The 6,173-nt window shown below is 59.2% G+C and carries 6 protein-coding genes and 1 pseudogene; 2 read left to right on the forward strand and 5 right to left on the reverse strand.

The window, feature by feature from the left end; genetic code table 11:
- Positions 1 to 782 (reverse strand): annotated as a pseudogene (locus JWQ61_RS00160) (GGDEF domain-containing protein); the annotation flags it as partial.
- 233 nt (positions 783 to 1,015) lie between these two features.
- On the opposite strand from JWQ61_RS00160, the gene JWQ61_RS00165 reads away from it, so the two are divergent.
- A complete protein-coding gene (locus JWQ61_RS00165; protein WP_304358725.1) occupies positions 1,016 to 1,390 on the forward strand; it encodes a nucleotide pyrophosphohydrolase in 375 nt (124 codons plus the stop codon).
- Here JWQ61_RS00165 and JWQ61_RS00170 read toward each other — a convergent pair.
- On the reverse strand, positions 1,387 to 1,791 hold the full coding sequence (locus JWQ61_RS00170; protein WP_304358720.1) for a MerR family transcriptional regulator: 405 nt from the start codon (positions 1,789 to 1,791) through the stop codon (positions 1,387 to 1,389). The genes JWQ61_RS00165 and JWQ61_RS00170 overlap by 4 nt on opposite strands.
- Positions 1,792 to 1,871: 80 nt before the next feature.
- Between JWQ61_RS00170 and JWQ61_RS00175 the strand changes: the two genes are divergently transcribed.
- Positions 1,872 to 3,095, forward strand: a complete 1,224-nt coding sequence (locus JWQ61_RS00175) for an NADH:flavin oxidoreductase/NADH oxidase family protein (protein ID WP_304358721.1) — start codon at positions 1,872 to 1,874, stop codon at positions 3,093 to 3,095.
- Between the two features lie 25 nt (positions 3,096 to 3,120).
- Here JWQ61_RS00175 and JWQ61_RS00180 read toward each other — a convergent pair whose 3' ends face one another.
- The 3 genes from JWQ61_RS00180 to JWQ61_RS00190 form a co-directional block, all read right to left on the reverse strand.
- Positions 3,121 to 3,981 (reverse strand): PhzF family phenazine biosynthesis protein, encoded by an 861-nt coding sequence (locus tag JWQ61_RS00180; RefSeq protein WP_304358722.1) that lies wholly within the window; start codon positions 3,979 to 3,981, stop codon positions 3,121 to 3,123.
- A 49-nt stretch (positions 3,982 to 4,030) separates the two neighbouring features.
- Entirely contained in the window at positions 4,031 to 4,975 is a 945-nt protein-coding gene (locus JWQ61_RS00185) for an AraC family transcriptional regulator (protein WP_304358723.1), read from the reverse strand.
- Positions 4,959 to 6,173: aldehyde dehydrogenase family protein (locus tag JWQ61_RS00190; protein WP_304358724.1), on the reverse strand; the 1,215-nt coding region annotated here is incomplete at its 5' end. The genes JWQ61_RS00190 and JWQ61_RS00185, both read right to left, overlap by 17 nt.

The raw sequence follows: 6,173 nt of genomic DNA on the forward strand, positions 1-6,173 counted from the left end.
GTATGGAATGCCTGGATGATGCCGTAGCTGAGGAAGAAAAATCCGCCGGCGAAGATGGCGTGGGCCAGCCACCACATATGGTTCCACGGCTTGCCGAGAATGAACGCCAGCGACGACAAGCCGAACAGGGCGATCGAAATGCCGAAGATCGTCATCAGCGGCGAGCGGATGCGTCCGGCCAGCATGAGGATGATATTGACTGCCGAGAAGAACAGGGCGCCGCCTTCCATTGTCAGCCGTACCGCGGGACTGCCGGCAATCGCCGAATAGGCGATAAACGCTACCGCGATATCTATCAGCAAAAACGCCGTGATCCATATCCGCCATGGACGCGGATTGATACGCTGCTCGGGAGCGTCGGGCTCCTGATTGAAGGATAACAAGCCGATCAGCAGCAGGATCGCCATCGCCAGGCGCGATGCAGGGCCGTATAGCAGGAACAGCCAGATATTGTGGTGCGCCATGCCGGTGAAGACGCCGTGCAAGGCATAGATCAGGGTGAATCCTAAAAACCCGAGGGTCAGCCAGCGCAGCAGCGGTTCACCCGACGACAGGTAGCAACGCCAGCTGACATAGGTGACAAAAACGCCTTCCAGAGTCGCGGCGGCAATCGCGATTTCGTGGAACAGGTGGTCTTCGAATTTGAGCCCCGGGTCCTGGAAGAAATACAGGTAGGCGATCAGGATAGCCGGCGACAGTGCAAAGCCGGCGATTAACAGGCGTGAATAGATTTTTGTCACCCTGCGGATTGCTTCCGGCTGCCCGCCGATTTTTACGCTCATGTCCATATGCATCCTTACCGAGATGATGGTCCCATCATTAAACGGCGGCACGTCTGTTCACAAAACACCAATCGAGAGCAGCTTGCTGAAAGCAAGGTAACAAGTAACCTTATATCACGTAGGGCCTTGCGATGAAAGTGCTTGTTGGATTGATATTCAAAGCGCCAATCAAAGCAGCTGCCTGCTGCTCCGGCTACCTATATCATGGTGGAAATTCAAAACGGAGCGCTGCCATGGTCGAACAGTCTGATAACGGTGAATTTGCCAGCTTGCGCGATGAGGTTCGGCAGTTCGTCGCCGAGCGCGACTGGGATCAATTCCATACCCCGAAAAACCTGTCGGCTGCGCTGTGCGTCGAAGCAGCGGAGCTGCTTGAGCATTTCCAATGGCTGCCAACCGGCGGCGGCGACGAACTTGATACAGCAAAGTTGCAGCAGGTGCGGCATGAAATGGCCGATGTGCTGGTTTACCTGGTCCGCCTTGCCGATAAGCTCGATGTCGATCTGCGCGCAGCCGTGTCAGAAAAAATGGTCCTCAACCGGCTTAAATATCCTGCCGATAAAGTACGCGGGGATGCGCGCAAGTATTCGGAATACAAGGACGCTTAGTGCTGCTTGGCCAGCTTGCCGTTAACCAGGCTGGTGGTCTTCAGGCATTCTCCCTCTGCCCAGCTTTCTTGCAGCGTGCTGCGCAGACTGCTTAGATGCTGGTGCTGCTCACGCAAGGTGTCCATGAGCTGTTCGATCTCCTTTAGCCGGCCGTCCAGCTTGCTTAGCAGGTCGTCCTTCGACAGTTCCTCATTGCTGGCGAATACGCTGCGGATAGCGTCCAGCGAAAATCCCAGGCTTTGCGCCATCTGGATCCGGCGCAGGCGTTCGATGGCGGCGTCGGCATAGTCGCGGTAGCCGTTGGCGCCGCGCTCAGGTTTGGGCAGCAGGCCGCTTTGCTCATAGTAGCGAATGGCCGAGGCCGCCATGCCGGTTTTGTCCGCCAGTTCACCAATCTTCATATCGCTTGACCTTCAAGTTGACTTCAAGCTTAGCATACAGTATTTCCTACTTTTCCAGCGTTTCCGCCATGACTTCAACCATGTTTTCATCTTTACAACTTCCGAACGGCAGCGTCCTGCCTAACCGCTTGGCGAAAGCCGCCATGGAAGAAAACATGGCGGACAGCGGCCAACTGCCCGGCGCCGCCATCCACCGGCTTTACCGTGCCTGGGCCGACGGCGGCGCGGGACTGATCATTACCGGCAACGTCATGATCGACGGCAGGGCGCTGACCGGGCCCGGCGGCATCGTGCTGGAAGCGGATACGCCGCTGGAATCCTTTGCACAGTGGGCGCAGGCGGCAAAGCACAAGGGCGCGCAGGTCTGGATGCAACTCAATCATCCGGGACGCCAGGTGATGGCCGCCATGGGCGGCATGGCGTGGGCGCCGTCGGCGCTGGCGCTGGACATGGGCAAGCACAGCAAGCTGTTCGTACAGCCGAAAGCCATGAGCGACGGCGAGATACAGGAAGTTGTCACGCGCTTTACCGCCAGCGCCGCCGCCGCCGAGCGGGCAGGGTTCAGCGGGGTCGAAGTCCATGCCGCACACGGCTACCTGATCTCCCAATTCCTGTCGCCCCTGAGCAATCAGCGCCAAGACCAGTGGGGCGGCAGCCTGGCAAACCGGGCGCGCTTGCTGCTCGATGTGGTGCGCGCTGTGCGGGCGGCGGTCCCGACCGGATTCTGCGTGGCAGTAAAGCTCAATTCCGCCGATTTCCAGCGCGGCGGTTTTAGCGAGGACGATGCACGGCAAGTCATCCTCTGGCTTAACGATTTGCAGGTGGACCTGGTTGAACTGTCCGGCGGCAGTTATGAAAGTCCGGCGATGCAAGGGCGCACCGCAGACGGCCGTACCTTGGCGCGCGAAGCTTATTTCCTGGAGTTTGCCAAAGAACTGGCTGCCGTCGCGCACATGCCTGTGATGACTACTGGCGGCATCAGCCGCAAGGCAGTTGCGGAACGGGTGCTGGCCAGCGGCGTGGCGGTGGCAGGCATGGCGACGGCGCTGGCGATTGTGCCCGATTTGCCGGCGCAATGGTTGGCAGGCGGTGACCAGGCTGCCAGCAGTCCGCAAGTCGACTGGAAGGACCAGGTCATGGCGGCGGTAGCGCGCATGGCCCTGGTCAAGCGTCGCTTGCGCCTGTTAGGCGCCAGCCGCTCCGCGGCGAGCAATCATTCGGCGCTATTCAGTTTGATCATCGACCAGTTCCGCACACGCCGGCTGACGCGGCGCTACCGGCGCTGGTCGCAGGCGCGAGCCTGAATTTACAACTGCGTGAAACTGCGCGCTACAAGCTGATCCTGCCACGGCCGATTTCGATGACCTTGCCGCCCACCTGGATGGCACGGTCAGCGCTCACTTTCAGCCGTAGCAGGCAGGGGCGCTGCACAGCCTCGCCTTGCTCGATTTCATATTCCGCCGGCAGCGTATGCCCGTTGGCGATCAGCCAGCCGCCAAGATTGGCGCAAGCCGATCCGGTGCCGGGATCTTCGGCCACGCCGCCGCCTTGCTTGGAAAAGAAGTAGCGGGACAACACCCGGCCGGGCCGGGCCGGATCGAAAGCAAACACATAAACGGTCTTGCGCTCCAGGCTGCTCTCGGGCCAGGCATCGAGGTGTGCGCTGTCAGGGTTGGTGCGATGCACGGCGTCCGTGCTGCGCAACGCTACCAGCAACTGATCGGCGCCGGTGTCTATCCATACCGGTGCGGCTAGCAGATCGTCTTCATTCAAGCCGAGCAGCGCCGCCATCTCAGCCTGCGTCAAATTTGCCGGCGCCGTCTTCAGCCCGCCGCTTTGAGGTGCGGTGAGGGTCCAGACATCGCCTTCGGCAGACACTGGAACTACACCGGCCGTGAACTCCAGCGAGAGTGTGTCGCCGGTACTGAAAAGATCGCGCACCACGTGCGCGGTGCCCAAGGTAGGGTGGCCGGCAAACCGCATTTCATAACCGGGCGTGAACACCCGCACGCGGGCAGTGGCGTGCTCCGACGGCAGGATAAACGTGGTTTCCGAGAGATTGAACTGCAGCGCCAGCGCCTGCATGGTGGCGTCGTCCATGCCGCGCGCGTCTTCAAATACGCACAGCTGGTTGCCGCCGAAAGTGGATTCTGCAAAGACATTCAGAAGACGAAAAGAGTAGGAAGGCATGGGAATCCTGCTGAACTGACAAACGTCTTATTCTAGCAGCTAGCCTGCCTTATCGATCCAGCTCATGGTGTTTCAAATACTCCATGTCTTGCAGCGGCGAGGCGCCAAACAGCCGGCGATACTCGCGGCTGAATTGCGACGGGCTTTCATAGCCCACCTTGAACGCCACCGTGGCAGCTTCGATGTTGCCGCTCAGGAGCAGCTTACGCGCCTCCAGCAAGCGTATCTGCTTTTGATACTGCAGGGGACTCATGATGGTGATGGCCTTGAAACGGTGGTGCAGGTTCGACACGCTCATGCTGACAGTCTTGGCCAGCTTCTCGATCTGCATCGGTTCGGCGTAGTTGGTCTTGATCCAGTGAATCGCCTGGTTGACGCCTTTTTCCTGGTAATGGGCCAGCACGGTCTGGCCCAGCACATCGCCGTCTTTGGCAGTGATGAGGCGATACAGGATTTCCTGCTTGACCAGGGGCGCCAGCGCGGCCAGGTCCTTGGGTTTCTTCAACAGCCGCAACAAGCGCAGGAATGCTTCCTGCAACTCGACATCCGATTCCTCCACATATGCGCCTGCGTGCGAGTGAGAATTTTTGGGAATCGAGAGCTTGCTTTCAATAATCTGCGCCGCTATTTCCTTGGCGTCCAGGTCAATCCTTATCCCAAGATAGGGATGTGCAACAGACGCTTCCACTACCTGGCCTGAAATCGGCATATCGATCGCGGACAGCACATAACTACCGCTCCCGTAGTGCGTGATCTCGGTTCCTATCAATACTTTTTTCGTTCCCTGCAGCACCAGGCACATCGACGGCTCCAGCATGCCTCTGCTGAGTTCGGTGGGGCGGGTGAAACGGATGAACGAGAGATAGGGCAGCGCGGTGGGCACGTCATGCTGTTCTTGAGGAATATTTTCGAAATGACTCAGCACCTCCGCCCGCAGGAGGTCCAGCGGGGCGGAGTGGAGCACAGAGATGTTGCCGTTATTGCGTATTTTCATTGCTTGTTTCACCGTGACCCATGACGGCTTTCGGCTCCAGGTAGGCTTCAAGTCCATAGGTACCAAATTCGCGGCCGATGCCCGACTGCTTGAATCCGCCAAACGGCGCTCTTGGTTCATCATACATGCCATTGATGAACACCCGGCCGGCGACGATTTGGGCAGCCACCTTGTTTGCCCTGCCGATGTCGGACGAACTGACGAAAGCGTGCAAGCCATAGACCGTATCGTTCGCGATATCGATGGCTTCCGCTTCGGTTTTATAGCTCAGGATGGCCAGCACCGGCCCGAAAATTTCTTCTTTCGCGATTCTCATGTCCATGGTCACGTTCGTGAACACGGTGGGCTGCACGAAGTACCCCCGTTCCAGGCCGGCCGGATGTCCGGCGCCGCCGACCAGCAGTTCCGCGCCTTCTTCCACGCCCAGCCGGATATAGCGTTGCACCCGGTCATATTGGGTTTGCGTGACCATTGGTCCGATAGCGGTATCGCTGTTGCGCGGATCTCCCACCTGCAAGGCTTGCACCGCTTTTTTCACGAGCAGTTTGACTTCCTCGAGACGGTTTTCAGGAACGATCAGGCGGGTGCCGGCCATGCACGCCTGGCCGCTGTTGACAGTCGCCGCTGCTATTGCAATGGGGATGGCTTTTTCAAGATCGGCGTCATCCAGGATCACGTTCGGCGATTTGCCGCCGAGTTCCAGGGTGACGCGCTTCATGGTGTCCACCGCGCCGCGCGCGATGGTTTTGCCGACATCGGTCGAGCCCGTGAATGAAATCTTGGCAATGTCGGGATGGCGGGTTATTTCCGCGCCCACCGTGGCGCCGCGCCCGGTGACTATGTTGAACACACCGGCCGGCAAACCAGCCGCATGCAGGCACTCGGTGAGCAACTGGGTTTGCAGGGAGCTCAGTTCGCTGGGCTTGATCACTGCGGTGCTGCCGGCGGCAATCGCCATGGCCAGCTTGCTGCAGATGAAACCGTAGTTGGCGTTCCAGGGAGTGATGAGGCCGACCACGCCGAGCGGTTCCAGCACGACTTTGGAGATGCCGACATGCTTGACGAAATCAAAGGTCTTCAACAGTTCTTTTGCCTGGAGAAAGCTGTTGGCCGCACGCTGCGTGGTTGCATTGCTCATGCGGTGCGGGCCGCCGTACTCTTCGATCATGGTTTCCCGCAGTTCGTCCGATCGCGCCGC

This window comes from Collimonas fungivorans (assembly GCF_028292705.1).
Taxonomy (GTDB): domain Bacteria; phylum Pseudomonadota; class Gammaproteobacteria; order Burkholderiales; family Burkholderiaceae_D; genus Collimonas; species Collimonas fungivorans_B.